The organism is Paenibacillus sp. MZ04-78.2 (genome assembly GCF_024213375.1).
Classification (GTDB): domain Bacteria; phylum Bacillota; class Bacilli; order Paenibacillales; family NBRC-103111; genus Paenibacillus_G.
Genome location: NZ_JANAVJ010000038.1, coordinates 1 through 22,895, shown reverse-complemented (window position 1 = coordinate 22,895; position 22,895 = coordinate 1). Strand labels below are relative to the sequence as shown.

Here is a 22,895-nt window from a genome sequence, read left to right as displayed (position 1 = left end):
ATGAAAGCTCTGGTTTATAACGGACCGAAACGATTGAGTCTGGAAGAATGTGAAATTCCCGAACTGAAGCGGGGCGAGGCGATTATTCGCGTCGAGGCTGTGGGCATATGCGGCAGCGAGTTGGAAGGCTACTTGGGACATAGCAGTGTGAGAACGCCCCCGCTCGTCATGGGACATGAGTTTTGCGGGGTGATCGAGCGGCTTGACCCGGATGTAAGCGCTTTTCGGGCGGGCGACAAAGTGATCGTCAATCCGCTCGTTTCCTGCGGAGCATGCGATCGTTGCGCGGCGGGCAGATCAAACATTTGCCGCAACCGGCAAATTATCGGCATCCATCGGCCGGGTGCGTTCGCCGAATTCGTAGCCGTTCCGGCTGCAAATATGTACCGGGTGCCGGATGAGCTGGATTCGAATCTGGCTTCTTTGGCAGAGCCGCTCGCGGTTTGCATTCATGCGGTCAAGCTCGGTTTGCGGCCGTTTGAGGATGTGGTCGTTTACGGGGCGGGTCCGATCGGTCTGTTGACGCTTCAGGCCGCTCTTCATATGGGTGCGCGGCGCGTACTGGTCGTTGACCGGCAGCAAGAGAGGCTTGAATTCGCCAGTCAGTTGGGAGCGGAGACGGCCGTTCCGGAGCAGGTGAAGGAAACGTTCGCTCATCTTTTCTCCGCGCGCGGCGTCGATACGATTATCGACTGCGTAGGCGTGCAGGCGACGCGCGAACAGGCGATCGAGCTCGTGAACCCCGGCGGAAGCGTTATCATCGTGGGATTGGGACAGGATCAAACGACATTGTCGATGAATCACGTCGTTCGTCAAGAAATCTCTCTTATCGGCTCTTATACTTACTCGAATGCCGATTTTGAACAAGCGGTTTATTTGCTCACGAACGGCAATATCACAAACGAGCACTGGTCGACAACGTGCAGCTTGGCGGAAGCTCCAGCCGCTTTCGCCGCTTTAACCGATGGCAGCGCCAAATTCAGCAAAGTTATCATCAATCCGTATGGAAGGGGTCAGGCAAATGTCTAGCTTAGCGGGGAAAACGGCCATTGTGACAGGAAGCACGCGGGGGATCGGCAAAGGAATTGCCGTCCGCTACGGAAGGGAAGGCGCCAATGTCGTAGTCTCCGGGACGAATGCCGAACTGTGTGAAGAAGTGGCCGCATCGATCCGGCAGGAAGGCGGCTCGGCGATCGGGATTCCGTGCGACATTTCCAAGCTGGAGGATATCAATCGTTTGTATGATAAAACGCTCGATACATTCGGCGAAATCAACATCGTCGTGAACAACGCAGGGATCGCCGTGTTCAAGCCGTTTGTCGAGGTCGATCCAGAGACGGTCAGAAGCATATGGAACGTCAACTTGTTCGGCACCTTCTTCAGCGGCCAACGCGCGGCGAAAGAAATGATCCGGCAAGGAAAAGGCGGCAAAATCATCAACATGTCCTCGATCTCCGAGGAAGTCGGCACCGAGGACTTGACGCAGTACGCCATGACCAAGGGCGCGATCAAAATTATGACAAAATGCATGGCGCTGGAGCTGGCCAAACATCGGATCAACGTGAATGCCATCGGCGCCGGCGTGATCGATACCGATATCAGCGCGGACGAATTCGCCAAACCGGGGATGCGGGAAGCGACGATCCAACGCATTCCGTGGGGGAGAATGGGATCGCCGGAAGATATCGCCGGCACGGCCGTCTTTTTGGCCGGCAGCGATTCCGAATATTTGACGGGGACGACCGTCTTCGTGGACGGCGGACTGATCGCCATGTAGCGGCAGCAATGCCACCGAAAGGAGGTGGGACCGGACAAGCATGACCGGCTAATCGCATTCGATTCAAGCAAGCTGAAAACAGGGAGGTTGCGAAAAGATGAAAAAAGGATTACGAACGGCATTATCATTGCTTTTCGTTTCAAGTTTGACCGTTGTCGCCGCTTGCGGGGGGACGAAGACGCCTTCCGGGTCGTCGTCACCGGCCCCATCGGGCAATTCCTCGTCAAGTCCGTCGGATAAGCCGGCGGGCAAAACGGTAACGTTGACGCACGTCGTGACCGGCGACAGCCCGAGCCGGGACAAATGGCTCAAGGCGCTCGCCGAAAAAGCTGGCGCCAACATCGATATTCAATTGCTGCCGCTCGACAAATTCGAGGAAATCTACAAAGTAAAGGCCGCAACCAAAGACCTCCCGGATATTATCAGCTATCATCCCGGCGCCAGAATGAGGGACGACTTGCAGGCGTCGAAAGCGCTTGCCGACTTGTCCGACCTGCCCGGTGTGAAAAACATCAACGAAGGTTTGCTTCCTTTTTACAAAGATAACGGAAAAGTTTACGGCATTCCGGCCCAAGGTGTCAAATTCGGCGGCATCCTATACAACAAGAAAGTGTTCAAAGAAGTGGGCGTCGACATTCCCCAATCGCTGGACGAGCTGATCAAAGCAAGCGAAAAAATTAAAAAAGCCGGGAAAATTCCGTTCTACCTGTCGGCTAAAGATTCGTGGACGCTGCAAATTCCGGGGCTGACCGCCTTCTCCTACGATCAATTGCAGAACAAGGGCCTGCTCGATAAGATCAACGCGAATCAGGCGTCGTTCAAGGATGCGAAAAACTTTATCGACGCTTACAAGACGCTGAAAACGCTCATTTCTTCCGGTTACGTAAACAGCGATTTCCTGTCGGCGAGCTATGCCAACGCGCAGCAGGCGATGACCGAAGGCAAAGCGGCGATGTACCCGGTACTCAGTAGCATTGTCGGGACGCTGGCCGATACGGCTCCGGATAAAGTGGACGATTTGGGCTTCTTCTTGTGGCCGGTTGCCGGCGAGAAGGTGGCCACCTCTTGGCCGCCGATGATTTTCGGGATCCCGGCGGACAGCAAGAACAAGGAAAAAGCCAAAGAGTTTATCAATTATTTCATGACCAACGACGGACAGAAGCAGTATTTTGAATACCAGCCTTCCGCCGGCGTCCCTGCGCTCAAAGGGGTCCAGCTGGACGAGTCCAAGCTGAAGGAACCGGTGCGGGACATGATCAAAATTTCGAATACGACCAAGCAGTTCGCAACGTTCGACTTCAGCGTCATTACGAACATCGGCGCTTTCGGCGACCAGGTGCAAGCGATGCTGATGGATCAAAAAACGCCGGAGCAGCTGGCTGAAACGTTGACGGACACGCTGAAGAAAAATGCCAAAGCAAAAGGCATACCCGGATTCTAGACAGATTGGCGCAAAACGATTGGAGTCCCGCAAGGGACTCCAATAACGGATTGGAGAGATTCGATTGGATAACCTGCAGCGCAAAACTTACTCATTCAGTTTCGCCATTCCCTGGTTGCTGATTTATGCGGTATTTTTCATTTTACCGACTTTGTTCAGTTTTTATTATGCTTTTACCGATTGGGACATCCATACGGTGAAATATGCCGGCGTCCGGAACTTTGTGGAATTGTTCGAGAATCCGGCCTTTTCCATGGCACTCAAAAACACGGCGTTATTCACGATTACTACAATTATTTTGAAAACGGGATGCTCGCTTCTGCTTGCCGTAGCGCTCTATCACGCTGCCGTTACGCGCAATTTTTTCCGCACCGTCTTTTTCTCGCCTTATGTCATGAGCTACATTGCCATCGGTGTGCTGTTCACCGCGATTCTGCATCCGGAAATCGGCATCCTGAATCGCACGCTGCGTGCGGCAGGACTCGATTTTATGGCGATGAATTGGCTCGTGGACAAAAGTCTCGTCATTTTCTCCTTATCGTTTATTGACGTATGGCGTTCGATCGGTTTTCATTTGGCCATCTTTATCGCGGCGATGCAGACGATTCCTTCCGATCTGATGGAATCCGCCTCCGTGGACGGTGCCGGTCCGTGGAAAAAATTTTGGCATATTACGTTCCCGATGCTTGCCCCCGCCTTTAACGCGAACATTATTTTTGCGCTGATCGTGGGATTGACCAAATTCGATTTGATTTATGCGACCACAGGCGGAGGCCCCGGCTACTATTCGGAAGTATTAAGAACGATGGTGTACAAACAGTTTTCCATGGGGCGCTACGGATTGGCGACTGCGGGCGAGCTCGTCATCTTCGTCGTCGTGATCATCCTTACCGTCTTCTTACGGAAATCGCTGGAGAAAAGGGAGGTCGAAATGTAATGAGACTGAACTCGATCCGGCTGCCGCAAATTTTGCTGCAAATCGCCCTGCTTATTGCGGGAGTCGTTTTCCTTGTTCCTTTTTACTTGCTGATCGTCAACTCGCTCAAGCCTCCGGCGGAAGCCGCCGTTTTAGGGCTAGGTCTTCCTACCAAACTGGAATGGGCCAATTACGCCAAAGTGTTCAAGATGGGCAACTTGCTGCTGGCGTTCAAAAATAGCATGTTTATCACATCTGCAAGCGTTATCATTATCGTGATTACCGCTGCGGCGACTGCCTTTTTTTTGCAAAGAAGGAAGGACGCGCTCAGCAAATACACGAATCATCTCGTGATGCTCGGACTCGTCGTTCCTCCGGCCATCGTCCCCTTATATAAAATATTGAACTTTTTCCATTTGAATGGCACGCTGACGGGAGTCATACTGGTAAATGTCGCCATACGGTCGCCTCTAAGCGTCTATTTATGCTATCAGTTTCTTAAAAGCATTAGCAAAGAGATTGACGAAGCGGCGATCATCGACGGGAGCGGAAAATATCGGCTGTTTTTCAGGATCATTTTTCCGCTTCTCGGTCCGATTCTTGTGACGATCGTTATATTTAATGCGATTTATGTGTGGAACGACTTTGTGTACGTGCTGTTTTTCTTGTCCAGCGGCACGAAAATTACGCTTCCGCTTACGCTCTATTTGTTTACCGGGCAGTACAGCACGCAATGGAACTACGTGTTTGCCGACATTATCATTATTTCCTTGCCACTGCTTGCGATTTACTTTGCCGCACAACGTTTCATTATCGCGGGTTTGACGGCGGGGGCAACCAAAGGTTGAACATATCAAGTGGAAATGGGGATGACAGATGGGCGCCAGTGCGACTTCGCTGCGAATCGAATATTTGGAAAATCCGCTCGGCATCGACGAATTGAAGCCCCGTTTCAGCTGGGCGATACACGCGGCGGGCAGGGGCGCCAGGCAGACGGCGTATCGGATTATCGTGTCGTCGGATGCGGCGAACCTGGACGAAGATATGGGGGACATGTGGGATACGGGAAAAGTCGTCTCGGGTCAATCCGCGAATGTGGCCTACATGGGGAGCGAGCTTCAGTCGGGAACACCGTATTATTGGAAGGTGCAGATATGGGATCATAACGACGAGGCGTCAGCTTGGTCGTCCGGCCATTGGTCCATGGGCCTGCTGCGCCGCGACGAGTGGAAAGGGAAGTGGATCGGCCTCAATTCGGATGTCGTCCCGACGATGGACCGGCAGAAGCCGTCGGTTTATTTGCGCAAGACATTCGCCGCGGACAAACCCGTCAAACGGGCAACGCTGTATGTGACGGCGCTAGGTTTGTATGTCTGCCACCTCAATGGCGTCAAGGCGGGCGACTACGTGCTTGCGCCGGAATGGACGGATTACAAGACAAGGGTGTATTACCAGACATTCGACGTTACCGGACAAATCATGCAAGGGGACAATGCGATCGGTCTGACGCTCGGTCAAGGCTGGTACGCCGGCTTCGTCGGGCTGTTCGATTTCCAGAAGTACGGCAAAGACCCTTATGCGCTGCTGCAATTGAATATCGAATACGAGGACGGGAGCAGCGGGTTTATCGCTACGGACACGAGCTGGAAAGCGTCCTTCGGACCGATCGTATCTTCCGATCTGATCATGGGCGAAATATACGACTCCCGGCTGGAGATGCCCGGCTGGAACGAGGCCGGTTTCGATGCGTCCGGCTGGTCGGCGCCGGACGTCTTTTTCGAATACAAAGGTTATCTGAACGGCCAGTGCAGCCCTGCGATCAAGACGATCATGGAGATGGCACCCAAGAAGATTATGAAGCTGGCGGCTGGCAGATTTCTGATCGACATGGGCCAGAATATGGTCGGCCGAATCCGGTTGACGATGCCGGCAGGAGCCGAAGCGGGCCACCAAACGACGATTCGCTTCGGCGAAGTGTTAACGCCGGCAGGCGAGCTTTATACCGAAAATTTGCGCAACGCCAGACAAACGGACGTGTATATCGCCAAAGGCCCGGAAGTGCAGACGTATACGTCAAGCTTTACGTTCCACGGCTTCCGGTTTATCGAAATCGACGGGTATCCCGGCGAGCTTGCCGCAACTGCGCTGGTCGCCGAAGTGATTCAATCGGCCATGGACGACTCCGGAAGCGTGGAAACGTCGGACGAGATGGTCAATCGCCTGTTCAGCAATATTAGGTGGACGCAGCGCGGAAACTTTATCAGCGTGCCGACGGACTGCCCGCAGCGGGACGAACGTTGCGGGTGGACGGGAGACGCGCAAATTTATTCGTTCACGGCCAGCTACAATATGGATGTGGCGGCGTTTTTCAAAAAATGGATGATCGACGTCGAAGATGCGCAGTGGAAAAACGGGGCGTTTACGGATATTGCGCCGCATTTGCCGTATTCCACCATATCCAAATATTTCCTGGTAGGCTCGTCGGGCTGGGCTGACGCCGGCGTAATCATTCCATGGAACATGTACCGGATTTATGGCGATATTCGCATCCTGGAACGCCATTATGACGCGATGTCCCGCTGGATCGCCTACAACGAAATGCTGCACCCGCAGCATGTGCGCGATATTACGCCGCAATACGGCGACTGGCTGTCGATTCCGACGGAAGAGCTGGAGGGCGCGCAATTCGGGACGCGTTATTCCGCGTATTCGACGACGCCTTATGATGTGTTCGGCACCGCGTACTACGCCCATGTCACACAAATCATGCGCGATGTGGCCGGCGTGCTTGACAAGGCGGAGGACGAACGCAAATTCGGGGCGCTGTACGAGCGGATCAAAGCGGCATTTAATAAGGAATTTGTGCGGGAGGACGGCCAGATCAAAGGCCGCACGCAGACGTCTTATGCGATGGCGCTTTATTTCGGCCTGCTGCCTGAGGACAAGCGCGAGTTTGCCGCCAGGCATCTCGTCGCCGGCATCGAAAGCCAAAACTGGCATATCACGACGGGTATTCACGGGATCCGCTATTTGCTGCCGGTGCTTTCCGAGTACGGTTATGACGATGTTGCCTACCGATTGCTGATGCAGGATACATTCCCTTCGTGGATGTACACGATCAAGCAAGGGGCGACGACGATTTGGGAACGATGGGACGGCTGGACAGAAGAAACGGGCTTCCAGAACACGCTGATGAATTCGTTTAACCATTACGCGCTGGGGGCCGTCGGCGAATGGATGTACAGGTATATGGGCGGAATTGATCCGGAAGAGCCGGGTTACACCAAAATGGTTATCCGGCCGCGAATCGAAGACCGGCTTCGTAAAGCCGATGTGCAGTACCGCTGCATCCATGGATTGATCCGATCGAATTGGTCGCTTACCGACAGCGGCGGGCTGGAGCTGACGGTGACCGTTCCGGCGAATACAACGGCAAAAGTATACGTTCCGCTGAAGTACGGGACGACGATTTTGGAAGGCGGCAAGCCGGCGGGGCAGGCGGAAGGAGCCGTTTGCTTGAGCGGGGACGCGGACAACGCCGTATTCGAGTGCCAGCCGGGCACGTATCGGTTTACAACGGAACGATGATGCCGCAGCCCGGGAGTGATCCGTGACGGATTTCTTCATTGTGAACGATCATACGGAAGCTCGAATAAATGAATATAGGTGCCGATTGAAGCGTTTGGCCGATCGGGCGATGTTCGGGACTTCCGAACTGAAACGACGGCGGCGAGAGATGAAATTTTATCAATCCGGCGTGCCGGGTATGGGTCGGCTTGGTCATGAAATGGCTGTGAAGCCGATTCTACGATGGCATGCAATGAAGGAGGAAGCGCCATGTCTAATCAGCTTCTCATTGTGGAAAAAGCGGAGGGCTGCGCACTTGTCACGATCAACCGGCCGGAGGCGCTGAACGCTTTGAACCATCAGCTGGTCGCAGAGCTTCGCGCGGCACTTGCCGCGTTGGAACAAGACGGCAATGTGCGTGCGATCGTGCTGACCGGGAGCGATCGCGCGTTCGTTGCGGGAGCGGATATCAAGGAGATGACGGGAATATCCGTCAGCGCGGCTTACGAAACGGCGATCAGCTTGAAAGCGCTGAACGACCGAATCGTTTCCTGTTCGAAGCCGGTCATAGCGGCCATTAACGGCTATTGCCTTGGCGGCGGGTTCGAGCTGGCGCTTGCATGCGACATCCGCATCGCAGGTCCGGCTGCCGTATTCGGGCTGCCGGAAATCAAGCTGGGTCTCATCCCGGGAGGCGGCGGGACACAGCGTTTGCTGACGATTGTTGGGCCTGCCGTCGCATCGCATCTTATTTTCACCGGAGATACGTTTACGGCCGAACGCGCATACGAATTGAAGCTGGTAAGCCAGCTTGCAGAAAATCCCCGGGAAATCGCGATGGAGCTGGCCGGTCGTCTGGCTGCCGGAAGCCAAGCCGCCATTACGTCTATCAAACGGCTGCTAGGCGGGCAAGTTCAGCAATTGCTCGAAAATCGGCTGCATTTGGAGATCGACCGGTTTGCAATGCTGTTCGATCATCCGGATTCACTTGAGGGAATGCGCGCGTTTACCGAAAAACGCAAGCCATCGTTTCAATAAGCGGAAGGGGAAGTTCGTTTGAGAGACGTTTATATCGTATCGGCAGCGAGAACACCGATCGGGCGCTTCGGCGGAAGCCTTCAATCGTTATCGTCAGCGAATATGGGGGCGATCGTCGTGAGCGAAGCGGTGAACCGGGCCAATATTGACGGATCCGTCGTAGATGAAGTCATACTGGGAAATGTCTTTCAAGCCGGCGGCAAAGGAAACGTTGCCCGTCAAGCGGCTCTAGCGGGTGGGCTCCCCATCGAAGTTCCCGCGATGACCATCAACAAGCAGTGCGCTTCCGGCTTGCGTTCGATCGCCCTGGCCTACCAGCAGATTGGTGCAGGCGAGGCCGATGTGATCGTCGCAGGCGGAACGGAGAGCATGAGTAACGTTCCGCATTTAGTGCTGGATGCGCGCTGGGGCCGGAAGCTGGGGGCGTTAACAACGGTGGACGGGATGCTGTACGACGGGCTTCACTGTGCGATCGAAAATTACCATATGGGGATTACGGCTGAGAATCTGGCTGACAAGTATCATATCTCTCGGGAAGAACAGGACAAGTTCGCTTTGCAAAGCTATCAAAAAGCGCTTCGGGCCATCGGGGAAGGACGCTTTGAGCGCGAAATTGTGCCTGTACGAATTCAATCGAAAAAAGGCGAGCAGCTAATTGGCGTGGATGAACACCCGATGGAAACGAGTCTGGAAAAGCTGCAAAAGCTGACTCCCGCCTTTAAGGAGAATAACGGGACGGTTACTGCGGGAAATGCCTCGGGCCTCAATGACGGGGCGGCAGCCGTGGTGCTTGTATCGGCGGAAAAGGCAAACGAGCTGGGCCTTGCTCCGCTGGCGAGAATCCGCTCTGTTGCCCAAGCGGCAGTACCTCCTTCCGTGATGGGGATTGGTCCTGTGCCGGCGACGCGAAAAGCGCTGCAAAGGGCCGGAATGTCCGTAAGCGACATCGATATCGTCGAGCTGAACGAAGCGTTTGCAGCTCAATCGCTCGCCGTTATTAGGGACCTTGAGCTGGACGAAGCCGCAGTGAACGTCAATGGCGGCGCGATTGCTCTCGGTCATCCTGTCGGTTGCTCGGGCGCCCGCATCGTGGTCACGTTGGTGCATGAGCTCATTCGCCGGCAGAAGACGACGGGATTGGCTACGCTTTGCATTGGCGGCGGACAGGGCTCGGCTATCGTGATTGAACGTGTATAAAGAAAGGGACGAATCATATGATCAACCGCATCATGGTAGTAGGCGCCGGTCTAATGGGAGCGGGAATCGCCCTGGTTACGGCCAAAGCTGGCTTTCGCGTGACGATCGTCGATCGTACGGTCGAGGATCTGGAAAGGGCGAAGCAGCATATGCACAAGAGCATCGCTTCGCTTGTCAAGAGGGGCGTTTATTTAGCGGAAGAAACTCGGTACTTATTGGAAGACATTCAGTTTTCGACGAAGCTGGAAGACGGCAAAGACGCCGACCTCGTGATCGAGGCCATCCCCGAGAAATTGGGGCTCAAGCAAGCGATGTTCCGCGAGCTGGATGAGGCGGTGCAGACGGAGGCGATTCTCGCCAGCAACACGTCTTCTCTTTCCATCGCTGCGATCGGCTCGGCAACGCGAAGACCTGACAAAGTGGTCGGGACCCATTTTTTCAGCCCGGTTCCGATGATGGAATTGCTCGAAATTGTCCGTGCGCTCGAGACATCCGACGAAACGATGAGACAGTTACTCGAATTTGGCGAGAGGCTGGGCAAAAAGACGATTACGGCAAAGGACTTTCCGGGATTCACGGTCAATCGTGTGCTGGTGCCGATGTTGAACGAAGCGGCTTTTCTGGTCATGGAAGGCAACGATCCGCACGATATCGACAAAGGAATGACACTCGGTGCCAATCATCCGCTGGGTCCGCTCCGCCTATCCGATTATGTCGGTATCGATGTGATTTTGTTTACGCTTGAAAGCTTGTATGAAGGGTTTAACGACTCCAAATACCGTCCATGTCCCTTGCTGAGGCGCATGGTCGAAGCGGGGCGTCTCGGCAAGAAATCCGGCCAAGGCTTCTACAAGTACGACTGAAATGCCGGGATCGCGGAGCTATGGGGGGATGACGATTGGACAGTGATTCGATGATCGTATACACCAACATCATGCCACCCGGCCTCAAACCGCAGACGTTAAGGCGATCAAGCTTGAACAGGAAAATGAAGCCGATCGTTCATCTTCCGTTGATGATTATGCACGCAGGAGCGGGATACGGCAAAAGCACGGCACTCGCCTCCTTCGTGCAAAGCGAAAAGACGCCTTCGTTCTGGTACCGTTTGGAAGCCGGGGATGATGACTTGTCGTCTTTTTTGGTGCATCTTCTTGTGTCCATACGCAACCGGTTTCCCGGTTTCGGCGAAGCCATACTGCGTGCGCTGCATGCCGGCGAGCAGGATGTGCAGCGCTTATGCAGGCTGTTCATTCGCGAGATCGTGCGGCAGCCGGAGCACATGATGATGGTGTTGGACGATTATCATCACGCCCGGCACGCCGAACGGATCAATGAATGGCTCCAATACTTGCTGGAGCACCGTCCCGACCAGCTTCATCTTATCGTGTCGGGGAGGTGCCGCCCGGCCTGGAAGCTTCTCGCCAAATTAAAGGCGATGGGCGAATTGATCGAAGTTGGCGAGAACGACCTTGCGTTCTCGGAAGAAGAGATCGACGTTTTGTTTGCCGATATTTACGATCGACCGCTTCATTCGCAGCAGGTGAGTGCCGTCCGTCAAATGACGGAAGGCTGGATTATGATTATTCAATGGATGCGGCATGAGATGGACGTCGCCAGCGGGCATTCCGTCATGTTGCCGAAGCATGGCTGGGATGCTTTTTTTCCGTATTTGACGATGGAGGTTTTGGATAAGCAGCCGGAAGCGGTTCGACATTTTATGATCCAAACGAGCATTTTTACCGATTTTTCCCCGCCGCTTTGCGCGGCCGTACTGGAGATGGAAGACGCGCAGCACCTGATCGGGCATATTTGCAGCGAGCGCCTTTTCATTTGCCCGTTCGGAACGGACCGTTACCGGTACCATACGCTGTTCCGGGATTTTCTGCTGAGTGAGTTGCGGCAATCGGTCGCGCTGTTTCAAGGGTTGCATATGCGGGCGGCTCAATATTATCTGCGAACGGGAGATTACCCAAGCGCGATGCACCATCTGTCCGTAATCGAGGATTATGGGGGCTTGGCGGAGGTTGTCCGGGCGCACGGGGAGCAACTGATCGAAGAGGGACAGCTTGACGCTTTGCAGCAGGCGCTCGACCGAATTCCCGATTCGTTCAAAAATCGCAATTACCGGCTTTGGATATACGAAGGCGATCTTTACCGCTACCGCTGTTCGTACGAGAAAGCCGCAGCGTGTTATGACAAGGGAGGCTCGCTGGCCAAGGCGGCGGACGATCCACTCGATTGGATGCGGGCTTTGGAAGGACAAGCGGGTATTTACCATGACACGCTGCAGCCGGGGAAGGCGGAGGCGCTTCTTGGTCAGGCACTAACGCTTCACAAGCATTGCAGCGGCATTGCCAGTTCCAGCCATTACCAGCTATATTATCTGATGGCCGAAACGTCGCTCAATTCGGCGCGCGTTGCGGAGGCGGCCGACTGGTACGAGCAATTGCACGCATGGCATGCGGACGACAGCCTGAAAGTCAGGTTTCATCTTCGAACGGGGCAGCTGCAGCAGGCGCGGGACCTGTTGCTCCGGCGAAAAAGCGGCTTGGCGAAAAAAGGAGGACTGGAGTCCGAAGCCCACCGGTTTACGGATCATTACCTTTCGCTGGTCGAAGCATTCACCGGTCGGCAGGACCAAGCGAGCACGTATGCGGAAATGGGCATTGCGCAGGGCGTAGCATCCGAAGCCGTCTTCGAGGAAGCGCTAGGTTGGATGCGAAAGGGGCATGCGGAGCAATTGCTGCCCCGGCATGATTTTAACGCCGTCCATCTCTGCTACATGTCCGCCCTCGCCATTATGGACGCGATCCGGCTGCCCCGGGGGAGGGCGGAGCCCATGATGGGGCTGTGCTTGCTGTACGGCCGCAGTCAATTATGGGAGCAGGCGATCGAATGCGGCGAAGCGGGGCTGGCCGAAACGGAGAAGGTGAATGACAAGTGGGTATCGACTCTCCTGTTGTTGTCGATGGGAGCGGCATCGGTTAGCTGCGGGCGTTATGCGGAAGCGAACGGTTATTTGCTACGGAGCGCCGCGGATTTTGAAGGATGCGGGGATCGTTACGGCTCGACAGTAGCCTTGATGTGGCTCACACTGCTCGCCTATCGGATGGGCGATGAAGAACGGCTGGGAGGCTTTCTGGCTGACTTCCTTGAGCGCATGAAGAACGGCAACTATGATTTTCTGCTGGAGCGGCGAACGATGTTCGGCCCAAGCGATGTGCGGCAACTCCATCCCCTGCTGCTTGCGGCACTGCATCGGAACATCGAAATGTCATTCGTCAAGGAATGGATGAGGAAGCTTGGCATGGAGCATGCCGACGATCATCCCGGCTACACGCTCACGATTCAAACCTTGGGGAGCTTCAATGTTTGGCTGGGAGACAAGGAAGTGGAGGAGCGGGATTGGGTGCGGGGCAAGGTGAAGGAGCTGTTCCAGCTCCTCATCGTACATAGGAATCGTTTGATCACCCGGGAATATATCGGCGAAACGCTGTGGAAATCGGCAAGCGAAAACGTGTTTCAGCGGGACTTCAAAGTGGCCTTATGCTTGTTGAATTCGCTTCTCGAGCCGGGACGCAAGGGAAGATCGATGCCGTTCTATTTGCTTCGTAACGGGAATTCGTTCGGGTTGAACGTTTCCCCCGGTCTGGTGTTGGATGTGCTTGAATACGAGCGGCTGGTCAAAGAAGGCCTAGAGGAGAAGGAGACGCCCGAAGCCAAGCGGAAGCTGCTGCAAGGCTTGCGGGTTTATAGGGGCGACTTCCTGCCGGAACGGATCGGCGACGATTGGTGTACGGGAGAGAGGGAACGGCTGAAGGCGCTGTTTTTGCGCGGGGCGCAGCGGCTGGCCGAATGGCACTGGCAGAACAGGGAATACGAGGCCGCGATCGGCTGGTGCGAGCAAATGCTGGAGAAGGACGTATGCTGGGAGGAAGCGTACCGAATGCTCATGCGCTGCCATTTGGCCGGAAACCATCGCAGCCAGGCGCTTGTTTGGTATCGGAAATGCGTACATGCCCTCGATTCCGGACTCGGATTAAAGCCGTCGAGCGACACAGATGACATTTACAGGATGATCACTGAACTCGATGACACGCAATAGCAATCGGAGGGGGAATTGTCAATATCGGGGTATATCAAGGACTTCGCGGACTTCCGCCAAGTCTTTTTTTGTGCTGCATTCGCACAGGATTTGGAGGAGACCTCGAAGCTGAAGCTGCGCAATTTGGTTGGAATACGGCCGTGCAACCGAAATGCAACCGCCTCCTGATAGGATGGGGGAAACGGTACAGGAGGTGCTGGAATGAGCAAATCATACTCGCCCGGTTCGCGTCTTCGGGATGCGATACTGGCGGAAAATCCGCTGCAGGTGGTCGGCGCGGTCAACGCCTACGCGGCCATGATGGCGGAGAGAGTTGGGTTCAAAGCGCTTTACTTGTCCGGAGGAGGCGTCGCTAACGCTTCGTACGGATTGCCGGATCTGGGCATGACGACCTTGAACGATGTATTGGAGGACGTCAGAAGAATCACGTCGGTCACGGGACTTCCGCTGCTGGTCGATGCCGATACCGGATTCGGAAGCGCGTTCAACATTGGCCGCACGATCAGCGAAATGATTAGAGCCGGCGCAGCGGGCGTCCATCTGGAGGATCAGGTGACGAACAAGCGCTGCGGGCATCGACCGAATAAAGAGATCGTCCCGCTTGCCGAGATGGTCGACCGGATCAAAGCGGCAGTTGACGCCAAAGCAGACCACGATTTCGTCATTATGGCCCGTACGGACGCGTTGGCCGCGGAAGGGCTCAATGCCGCGATCGAGCGGGCATGCGCTTGCGTCGAAGCCGGGGCCGACATGATTTTTCCGGAAGCCGTTCGAGATCTCGGGCAGTACAGGAAATTCGCCGATGCGGTCAAGGTGCCGGTTCTGGCGAACATTACCGAGTTCGGGCAGACGCCGCTCTTCACAACGGAGGAGCTGGGGCAAGCCGGCGTACGACTCGTTCTGTATCCGCTATCGGCATTCCGGGCGATGAATGCGGCGGCGCTGCAAGTTTACAACACGATTCGCACAGAAGGGACGCAGCAGAACGCCGTTTCCATGATGCAGACCCGCACGGAGCTTTACGACTTTCTGAATTATCACGAATACGAGCGCAAATTGGATGCGCTATTTGCGAGGGAGAAGGAGGAAGGTCAATGACGGCGATCAAAAAAACGGGAGGGCTTGCAGGCGTCGTGGCTGGAAAAACGGCCATTGCCACGGTCGGCAAAGAAGGAAAAGGGCTGAATTACCGCGGCTATTCCATCTACGATCTGGCGGAGTACGCCACGTTCGAAGAAACTGCTTTTTTGCTGCTGTACGGGAAATTGCCGAATCGCGATGAATTAAGCGGTTACAAGCGTAAGCTCGCCGGGCTCCGCGGACTGCCTCCCGCGCTCCGAAACGCGCTTGAACTGCTGCCGGCCAATGCGAACATGATGGATGTGCTGCGTTCGGGCTGCTCCATGCTGGGGGCTTTGGAGCCGGAATCGCAGCAACATGCGCAGTACGATATTGCTGACCGGCTGATCGCCAGCTTCGGATCGATGCTGCTGTACTGGCATCATTATCATAGCAGCGGCAGGCGCATCGAGACGGAAACGGACGATGACAGCGTCGCCGGCCATTTTCTCCACTTGCTCCATGGCGCAAAGCCAAGCGAGCTGCATGAGCGCTGCATGGACGTGTCGCTTATATTGTACGCAGAGCATGAGTTCAACGCCTCCACGTTTGCGGCCAGAATTACGGCCTCCACGTTGTCCGACTTTTATTCGGCGATCACATCGGGCATCGGCACGCTGCGGGGACCGCTGCACGGAGGAGCGAACGAAGCCGCGATGGATCTCATTGCGCAGTTCCGTTCGCCGGAGGAGGCCGAAGCGGGAGTTGCATCCATGCTGGCCGAGAAAAAACTGATCATGGGCTTCGGCCACCGGGTATATTCCGTATCCGATCCGCGTTCGGACGTCATCAAGGGCTGGTCGCGCAAGCTCAGCGAAGACAAGGGCGATCTGACTTTGTACCGTGTCTCGGAACGAATCGAACAGTTGATGCGGCAAGAGAAGGGCTTGTTCCCGAACCTTGATTTTTACAGCGCCTCGGCTTTCCATTTGATGGGCGTACCGACGATGATGTTCACGCCGATTTTCGTCATTTCCCGCACGAGCGGCTGGTCGGCGCACATCATCGAACAGCGTGCCAACAATAAACTGATTCGCCCGGGAGCGGACTATACGGGGCCGGAGCCGATGGCTTGGGTTCCGATCGGGCAGAGGACTTAATTCAACTATTCGGATGGAGGAAAAGGCATGTCGTCCTATATAAGCAATGATCGTCCCGAAACGGATCGGGTGATCGCGGAAATTGCAAATTACGTATTCGATTACCGGGTTGAAAGCGAGGAAGCGCTGCAGACGGCGCGTTTATGCCTGATGGATACGCTCGGCTGCGGACTGCTCGCGCTGCGGTATCCGGAATGCACGAAGCATCTCGGTCCCGTCGTGCCGGGCACGGTCGTGCCGAACGGCTCCCGGGTGCCCGGCACGCAGTTCCAGCTGGATCCGGTAGCGGCCGCATTCAATTTCGGCTGCATGATTCGCTGGCTCGATTACAACGATACGTGGCTGGCTGCGGAATGGGGACATCCTTCCGACAACCTCGGCGGCATTTTGGCCGTTGCCGATTACATCAGCCGCAATCGGGCTGCCGAGGGACGCGAGCCGCTTACGATGCGCACGGTACTGGAAAGCATGGTCAAAGCCCACGAAATCCAAGGCGTGCTCGCTCTGGAGAACAGCTTCAACCGAGTCGGTCTCGATCATGTCATCCTCGTGAAAGTGGCGACCACGGCCGTCGTTGCCGGCATGCTGGGGGCGACGCGGGAGGAAATCGCAAATGCGGTTTCGAACGCCTGGGTGGACGGGCACGCCTTGCGAACCTACCGGCATGCGCCGAATACGGGATCGCGCAAATCGTGGGCGGCTGGCGATGCGACAAGCCGCGGCGTGCGGCTCGCCATGATGGCGCTGAAGGGAGAAATGGGCTACGGCTCGGCATTGACGGCGCCGACGTGGGGCTTTTACGACGTGCTTTTCAAAGGCAATGCATTTAAGTTCCAGCGGCCTTACGGCTCCTATGTGATGGAACATGTGCTGTTCAAAATATCGTTCCCGGCGGAATTCCACGCCCAAACCGCGGTCGAGTGCGCCCTGCAACTGCATCCACAGGTGCAGCATCGGATCGATGAAATCAAGTCCGTCGTCATTACGACGCATGAGTCCGCCATTCGCATCATCGACAAAAAAGGACCGCTTCACAACCCCGCTGATCGCGACCATTGCATCCAGTACATGACGGCGATCGGGCTGCTGTTCGGGGAGCTGACGGCCGACCATTACGAGGATACGGCGGCTGTGGATCCGCGAATCGACCGGCTGCGGGACAAAATGACCGTCGTGGAAGACAAGCGGTACTCGCAGGAGTACCACGATGTCGGTAAACGTTCCATCGCCAACGCTGTTCAGGTATTTTTCGAGGACGGGAGCTCGACGGAGAAGGTGGAGGTGGAGTACCCGATTGGCCATCGCAGAAGACGGGCGGAAGGGATCCCGCTGCTGGAGCAAAAATTCGCCCGCAATCTGGCGACACGTTTTCCCCGGAAGCAAACGGCGGCGATCCATGAGCTATGCTTGCGCCAAGAACGGCTGGAAGCCGTCCCGGTGCACGAATTTGTCGATTTGTTTGTCATTTGATGCTGCAAAAATCGCCGCACAATATCAATAATCGGAGGTCGCTAGAGATGGACGACCGCTTTGAACAGATCCATACCGGCGGACGGGCATTGGCGGTGTATCGGAACCGCCCGCGGAATTTATACGAAGCGCTTGCCCGAACCGCCAGCCATTATCCCGATCGGGTCGCGATTATCGCAAACGACCAAAGGCTAACTTACCGGGAGCTGTTGCAGCGGGTCGATCGATTGTCCGAGCATCTCGTTCATACGTTCCGTCTGCGCAAGTGCGACCGAATCGGCCTGCTGTTCCCGAATGCCGTACCCTTCTGCGAGCTTTTGCTGGCATCGGCGAAGACGGGCGTGATTGCCGTATTGTTGAACACGAAGCTGACGCATCATGAGCTTTCGTACAATATCGGTCATTCGGGCTGCACCGCACTGTTTTATGATGCCGCTTACAAAGAGAAGTTGGAGCAGCTGAAGGCGTTGTTTCCACAAATGCTGTTTATCGTCTCGGGCGGAGATGGGGCCGGCCAAGTGGGAGAGGCAGCCTTCGAATCGGCAGTCAGCAGTGACATGCCGCTCACCGTGACCGGATCGGTCGACGAAAACCATCCCTGTTATTTGATGTATACGTCAGGTACGACCGGCACCCCCAAAGGCGCACTCGCTGTGCACAGGAATGTGATTCACAGTGCGATGAATTATATCCGCGTATGCGGAACAACATCGGAAGATACGACGTTGATTGCCATCCCGTTGTTCCATGTAACCGGGTTGATCGGACAATTCATCCATATGCTGATGACCGGCGGCACCTCCGTTTTGCTGCGCGAATATAGGACCGACGACTTCATCCGCACGGCGATCCGGCACCGGGTGACGTTCATGTTCAACGTCCCGTCGATCTACAATTTGCTCCTGCTGCGGCAGGAATCGGAGCGCATCGATTCCCTTCGCGTGGCTTTATACGGCGGGGAGCCGATGTCGCCCGCAACGATTGCGAAGCTTTGTGCACTTTTTCCCAGTCTGACACTTGCCAATGCATACGGCGCTACGGAAACGTCGTCCCCGGCGACGATTATGCCGTTCGGCTGGAGGAACGATAAAATTCGTTCGGTGGGTAAGCCCGTTCCCGGAGCGGACATTCGGATCATGAAGGAAAACGGTGAACCGTGCAGGACCGATGAGGTAGGGGAACTGTGGATTTCGGGGGCAATGGTCATCTCAGAGTATTGGAGCAATGATGAAGCGAACCGCAACGCTTTTGCGGACGGCTTCTGGAAATCCGGCGACATGGCGATGATGGACAACGACGGCTATGTATATATTATGGACCGCAAGAAAGACATCATTAACCGGGGCGGCGAGAAAATATACAGCGTCGAGATCGAAACGGTTTTGGCCGGCCATCCCGATCTTGCCGAAGCGGCGGTTGTCGGGGTGCAGGACGATATTTTTGGTGAGCAGGTAAAAGCGTATGTCGTTCCCAAAAGCGGACATACGCCGGATGGAGAGGCTATCAGAGCGTTTGTCAGGACCTATTTGGCAGAATACAAAGTGCCTAAATTTATCGAGTTTGTAAGCGCGATTCCGCGCAACCCCGGCGGGAAAACACTGAAGCAAATGCTTCGCGGCGGCAACTCGGGTGGAACCGGCTGCGGCGGCACGGCAACCAATGATGAGTGAAGGGAGCGATTCGGAATGATGAATGTCGAAGCGTACATCGAAAGCTTGCGGCGGCAGAAAAAGGTAGTCTATTTTATGGGGGAGCGGGTGGACAACGTTGTCGATCATCCGGCCATGCGTCCACATATCCATTCCGCTGCCGTCACGTATCAACTGGCCCATGATCCGCAACACGAGCATCTGGCTGTCGCAACCTCCCATTTGACCGGCAGGAAAATCAACCGTTGGACCCACATTCCGCAAAATCAGGACGACCTCGTCAAGAAGGCGATGATGCTGCGGGTAGCGGGACAAATGACCGGCACTTGTTTTCAACGTTGCGTGGGCATGGACGGATTGATTACACTTTATACGATTACCTGGGAAATGGATCGTAAATTGGGAACGACCTATCACGAACGCTTCAAAAAATTTCTGATCGAAACCCAGGATCGCGATTATATGACGGACGGCGCGATGACCGATCCGAAAGGGGACCGCTCCAAACGTCCGTCGGAGCAGCACGATCCCGATCTTTATTTGCGGGTCGTCGAGCGAAGAGAGGACGGCATAGTCGTACGGGGAGCGAAGATGCATCAGACGGGAGCAGTCAATTCCCATCAAATATTATGCATGCCGGGGATGGCGATGTCGCCGGCGGAAGCGGATTACGCGTTGTCTTTTGCGGTTCCGGGCGATGAGGAAGGGCTTGTCTATATTTTTGGCCGCCAAGTGAACGATTCCCGCAAATGGGAGGGGACTATCGATCAGGGCAACGCCAAATACGGCGTCGTGGGCGGAGAAGCGCTCATTATTTTCAACGACGTCTTCGTCCCTTGGGAACGGGTGTTTATGTGCGGCGAAACGGAGTTTACGGGGCCGCTCGTCGACCGGTTCGCCTCGTACCACCGGCAAAATTACGGCGCTTGCAAATCAGGCAATTTGGACGTGCTGATCGGCGCCTCAGCTTCGGTAGCCGAGATGCACGGTATCAGCAAAGCGAGCCATGTCCGAGATAAGCTTGCGGAAATGGCGCATATGGTCGAAACGATGTACAGCGGCGCGCTAGCCTGCTCCTATAATTGCTCCACGATGGCGTGCGGGGTCGCTTTCGTGGATCCGCTGCTGGCCAACGTATCGAAAGCCAATACGGCCCGTTATTATCCAGAGGTTACGCGGCTTGCGCAGGATCTAGCAGGCGGCTTCGTCGCGACCTTGCCGTCGGAGAACGAATGGGACAACCCGGAGGTGTCCGGCTACATCCGCAAGTATTACAGCACCGGGGAACATGCCGATCCGCTCGACCGGTTCAAGATGGGGAGGCTGATCGAGAACATGACGGGAGCGACGCCGATCATCGAATGCATGCACGGGGCAGGGTCTCCGCAGGCGCAAAAGGTTGTCGTTCAGCGCTCGATCCATTGGAAGGAAAAGATGGGTCTCGCGGAGAAAATCATCCATCCGGATTAATATCGGGAAGGCTTTGATGAAGATGGCTAAAAAAGGATTGCGTATCGGAATTGAATGTCTCCGAGATTTGAATGGGATCCGTCGATGGAAGCGATTAAACTCGGTACTGCGAGAGATCATTTGCATGTTTACTTTTCCATCTGGCGTCTTGACCGGGAAACTTCAAGCATGGATTCAGAAACCCGTTCATACCGGAAATCGAAGCTATCATTATCGGGCGGATCGCTATCTCCGAATTTGGGAATTGATTGTAAAAAAAATCATTGACTTATGCACACCGTTTATATACGACGGTGTAATGTCCATAAATGATCGCAATGAAGTCGAATCGTTAAACAAGCGGGATGGAAAGAAATGAAAGTCAAAGTAGTAGAGTACGATCCAAATTGGAAAACCAAGTTCTAAGTGAAGCAGGGGCAAACGTATCTGGAATAGCGGGCTGCATGCTAAGTAGTTCGAAGGGTAGCGCCGGCTGTATGCTGACGGCACGTATGCAGCGAGGTAAATCATCAAGAATTAACGCTTAGGCGTCTTTCGACGCCTTCTGACAAGTTCAAGAACGACTGATACCTTCGCCATAAGAGAGAAGCCCGGAGTATTATAACTCCGGGCTTTTGAATATTTTAATTAACTTTCAGCCTGCGGGAAAAGCGCCCGTAGTTACCAGCAGATGGTTTACTTTTTCTGCATTCACTAACGCGTTTTCTGAGCAATCCGCTCCTTCTCCGGTTGTGAAATAGAGGTTTAGAAAAAGGGAATAGTGGAAAATATTTTTACTAACAACGGGAGGAGGATGGATGCTTTGGAGCTCGCTTCAAAAAAGCTTTATTCCGCTTTGGAAGATAATGTACAAGAGATCGTATCCGCCTTTCATCACAGCGCGGTCTTATTGCTTTTCATGTCTATTGTTGTACTGGCGGCACGTCTCGGACCAGAAGCCACACACAGAACAATCGGAAATGATGTTTCCGTTTATCGTTGTGCTTTTCCTCTTTATGATACGATTGGGCAACCGCAGGAGGGTACCCGATTCAGGGACTTTTTATAGAAACTTATTATACAGTCGGATGGGTGATATCCAATGAGCAAGCGTTCGTGACGGAAGTGAGCGTAGCGATCGGTGACCAGTAGCATACGATGTTTCCTCCAGCGACGGGTTCGGTTGTTCTCCTCTTGTGGAAGTTCGATGATTTATAACGGTGAATTTAAAGGTAAGATAGTAAAATAATGGGATAGAAGAAGGCGGTCGATATTTTTTGTCATTATACAGACATATGTACAAAATACGGGTTTTGTGAAGTAGTCCGACTGGAACAGGTACACTCAACACTTCCTAAAGGTTATTATCAATCGTTCAATATACTGCTTCATCATTTTCGGTAAATCAAAATTCCCCTCATGAAGACACCAATTATATATGACTCCTCGCGCCGCAATAAACAAAAACTCTGTGATATATTCATACGAAAGTTCATTGTCTAATTCTCCAGCTAATTGTCTCTTTTCGATAATGGATTGAAGTGTTTTCTGCATGTACCGTCCTTTAGTAATAAAAAGTTTATTATTAGCCGTATATAATTGCTTTATGGTCTCAAGCTCAAGGTTCTGATTATATTGAGCATATACTTCAAAATAATGAACAATTTCATCCCGGGCATCACTAGATGCATTGCTTCCGTCTTTATACCTCTCATCGAAATAACTATCAGCCCGTTTATACATTTCAACAAGAATATCACTCTTTGTTTCAAAGTGATTATAGAAAGAACCGACAGAAACCCCTGCTTCTTTACATATCTCCCCTATCTTTATATCCTCTAAAGACTTCGTTTTCATTAATCTCAAGGCACTTTCATATATAAGACTACGTGAAAATAATCACTTACTATTCAACTGCCAATAGATATAATGAACTTATTCGGTGAATATATTCACTGAAATACCGGTTGAGGGGGATTACGCGTGAAAGAAGTAAGCGTCAAATCCTCCACACCTAGAAAAACGACGGGATTCATGAGATCATATACGTAACTGATTACGACGCAC

At 54.1% G+C, this 22,895-nt stretch carries 17 protein-coding genes; 16 read left to right on the top strand and 1 reads right to left on the bottom strand.

The features are described from left to right. From NLX71_RS21055 to NLX71_RS20980, 16 genes are all read left to right on the top strand, one after another. Entirely contained in the window at window positions 1-1,029 is a 1,029-nt protein-coding gene (locus NLX71_RS21055) for a zinc-dependent alcohol dehydrogenase (RefSeq protein WP_254365734.1), read from the top strand. Continuing rightward, window positions 1,022-1,777, top strand: a complete 756-nt coding sequence (locus NLX71_RS21050) for an SDR family NAD(P)-dependent oxidoreductase (RefSeq protein ID WP_254365733.1) — start codon at window positions 1,022-1,024, stop codon at window positions 1,775-1,777. Before NLX71_RS21055 ends, NLX71_RS21050 begins: the two co-directional genes overlap by 8 nt. A 97-nt stretch (window positions 1,778-1,874) precedes the next feature. Further along, complete coding sequence (locus tag NLX71_RS21045) at window positions 1,875-3,218, top strand: ABC transporter substrate-binding protein (protein ID WP_254365732.1); 1,344 nt, start codon at window positions 1,875-1,877, stop codon at window positions 3,216-3,218. Window positions 3,219-3,282: 64 nt separating this feature from the next. Continuing rightward, window positions 3,283-4,155 carry a carbohydrate ABC transporter permease gene (locus NLX71_RS21040; protein ID WP_254365731.1) on the top strand — a complete coding sequence of 291 codons (873 nt, stop codon included), beginning with the start codon at window positions 3,283-3,285 and terminating at the stop codon, window positions 4,153-4,155. Continuing rightward, window positions 4,155-4,982 (top strand): carbohydrate ABC transporter permease, encoded by an 828-nt coding sequence (locus tag NLX71_RS21035; RefSeq protein ID WP_254365730.1) that lies wholly within the window; start codon window positions 4,155-4,157, stop codon window positions 4,980-4,982. Before NLX71_RS21040 ends, NLX71_RS21035 begins: the two co-directional genes overlap by 1 nt. Before the next feature lie 28 nt (window positions 4,983-5,010). Then, window positions 5,011-7,722 (top strand): alpha-L-rhamnosidase, encoded by a 2,712-nt coding sequence (locus NLX71_RS21030; RefSeq protein WP_254365729.1) that lies wholly within the window; start codon window positions 5,011-5,013, stop codon window positions 7,720-7,722. Between the two features lie 249 nt (window positions 7,723-7,971). Further along, window positions 7,972-8,739, top strand: coding sequence for an enoyl-CoA hydratase/isomerase family protein (locus NLX71_RS21025; RefSeq protein ID WP_254365728.1), 768 nt, complete (start codon window positions 7,972-7,974; stop codon window positions 8,737-8,739). Window positions 8,740-8,757: 18 nt separating this feature from the next. Further along, window positions 8,758-9,936 (top strand): thiolase family protein, encoded by a 1,179-nt coding sequence (locus NLX71_RS21020; protein ID WP_254365727.1) that lies wholly within the window; start codon window positions 8,758-8,760, stop codon window positions 9,934-9,936. A 17-nt stretch (window positions 9,937-9,953) separates the two neighbouring features. Next, window positions 9,954-10,799, top strand: coding sequence for a 3-hydroxyacyl-CoA dehydrogenase family protein (locus NLX71_RS21015; RefSeq protein ID WP_254365726.1), 846 nt, complete (start codon window positions 9,954-9,956; stop codon window positions 10,797-10,799). Window positions 10,800-10,834: 35 nt separating this feature from the next. Further along, a complete protein-coding gene (locus NLX71_RS21010; protein WP_254365725.1) occupies window positions 10,835-14,041 on the top strand; it encodes a winged helix-turn-helix domain-containing protein in 3,207 nt (1,068 codons plus the stop codon). Between the two features lie 201 nt (window positions 14,042-14,242). Beyond that, window positions 14,243-15,139 (top strand): methylisocitrate lyase, encoded by an 897-nt coding sequence (prpB, locus tag NLX71_RS21005; RefSeq protein ID WP_254365724.1) that lies wholly within the window; start codon window positions 14,243-14,245, stop codon window positions 15,137-15,139. Next, window positions 15,136-16,260, top strand: coding sequence for a bifunctional 2-methylcitrate synthase/citrate synthase (gene prpC, locus NLX71_RS21000; protein WP_254365723.1), 1,125 nt, complete (start codon window positions 15,136-15,138; stop codon window positions 16,258-16,260). The genes prpB and prpC overlap by 4 nt, the downstream gene beginning before the upstream one ends. 27 nt (window positions 16,261-16,287) lie before the next feature. Then, a complete protein-coding gene (locus tag NLX71_RS20995; protein ID WP_254365722.1) occupies window positions 16,288-17,730 on the top strand; it encodes a bifunctional 2-methylcitrate dehydratase/aconitate hydratase in 1,443 nt (480 codons plus the stop codon). Between the two features lie 47 nt (window positions 17,731-17,777). Next, on the top strand, window positions 17,778-19,400 hold the full coding sequence (locus NLX71_RS20990; RefSeq protein WP_254365721.1) for a class I adenylate-forming enzyme family protein: 1,623 nt from the start codon (window positions 17,778-17,780) through the stop codon (window positions 19,398-19,400). 15 nt (window positions 19,401-19,415) lie between these two features. After that, entirely contained in the window at window positions 19,416-20,849 is a 1,434-nt protein-coding gene (locus NLX71_RS20985) for a 4-hydroxyphenylacetate 3-hydroxylase family protein (protein WP_254365720.1), read from the top strand. Window positions 20,850-21,642: 793 nt separating this feature from the next. Next, window positions 21,643-21,897, top strand: a complete 255-nt coding sequence (locus NLX71_RS20980) for a hypothetical protein (protein WP_254365719.1) — start codon at window positions 21,643-21,645, stop codon at window positions 21,895-21,897. A gap of 275 nt (window positions 21,898-22,172) precedes the next feature. On the opposite strand, the gene NLX71_RS20975 is transcribed toward NLX71_RS20980, so the two are convergent. Then, window positions 22,173-22,709, bottom strand: coding sequence for a TetR/AcrR family transcriptional regulator (locus NLX71_RS20975; protein WP_309248974.1), 537 nt, complete (start codon window positions 22,707-22,709; stop codon window positions 22,173-22,175). Window positions 22,710-22,895 lie beyond the last annotated feature (186 nt).